Origin of the sequence: Rhodococcus sp. EPR-147 (genome assembly GCF_001647185.1) — a bacterium.
Taxonomy (GTDB): domain Bacteria; phylum Actinomycetota; class Actinomycetes; order Mycobacteriales; family Mycobacteriaceae; genus Rhodococcoides.
In genome coordinates this window covers 1-1120 of record NZ_LVCU01000469.1, presented here as the reverse complement: position 1 = coordinate 1120, position 1120 = coordinate 1, and the positions used below count along the sequence as shown (strand labels likewise).

The window sequence follows — 1120 nt, the reverse complement described above, 5'->3', positions numbered from 1 at the left end:
TAGACGGTATGGAGGTCTTGGCTGGGGCCCCTCCGCATGTAAGCGTGGGTTGCCGACAGGAGTGGGTCCTGGCCGGTAGAGCCACAGATGTGGGAGGCCCCAGTGAAGAATCATCGTACGAGTGTTGGTTTGGATGTGCACGCACGATCGGTGGTGGCGTGCGGTTTGGATGGCGAGACGGGCGAGTTGTTCGAGCGTCGCATGTCGCCTGATCACAAAGAAATCCTGGAGTGGATTCGTTCGCTGCCAGGACTGGTGCATGTCGTCTACGAGGCGGGCCCGACCGGTTTCGGTCTGGCCCGTTTTCTGTTGGCCGCCGGTGTCGATTGTGTGGTGGCGGCACCGTCGAAAATTCAGCGTCCCCCTGGTGACCGCATCAAGACCGATGCCCGTGATGCCCGGCATTTGGCTCGGTTGCTTCATTTGAGTTCTATTGTGCCGGTTCTGATTCCGAGTACCGAGCAGGAGTCCGCTCGTGATCTGGTGCGAGCAAGGGAGGACTGCCGCGGCGATCTGGTGTCCGCACAGCATCGCCTGACACATGTGCTGCTGCGTCAAGGGATCATCTACAGCGGCGGCAAACCCTGGACCGCAGCCCACGATCTGTGGTTACGTCGCCAGCGGTTCGATTCACGTGCACTGCAGATCACCTACGACACCGCCTACGAGACCGTCATCGCCACCACCGAACGCCGGAATCGTCTCGATACCGCCATCGCGGACATGGCTGCGCATTCGTCGTTCACTCCGGTGGTGACCCGGCTGGGGTGCCTTCGTGGGGTGGCGACGTTGACAGCGTTCGGTTTGGCGACGGAGATCGGTGAGTGGGACCGGTTGACCGGCCGCTCGATCGGTGCGTTCGTCGGGTTGATCCCGACCGAGCATTCTTCCGGTGAATCCCGGTCGCAGGGCGGTGTCAGCAAAACCGGCAATGCTCACGTACGCCGACTGCTGGTCGAGGCTGCCTGGCATCATCGCAAGCCGTATCGGCCGGGGCGTGAACTGGTGGCACGGTGGAAGGCGTCGACTCCCAAAGCCAAAGCGCGAGGACATCAAGCGAACCGGCGGCTGCACGCACGGTGGGAACATTTCGACGAACGCGGTAAACGTGCGGTGGTCG

At 62.1% G+C, this 1120-nt stretch carries 1 protein-coding gene; it reads left to right on the top strand.

Annotated features, from left to right (window positions below):
* Nucleotides 1-102: 102 nt before the first annotated feature.
* On the top strand, nt 103-1120 hold a 1018-nt coding region (locus tag A2J02_RS20140; RefSeq protein WP_442971491.1), incomplete at its 3' end, for an IS110 family transposase.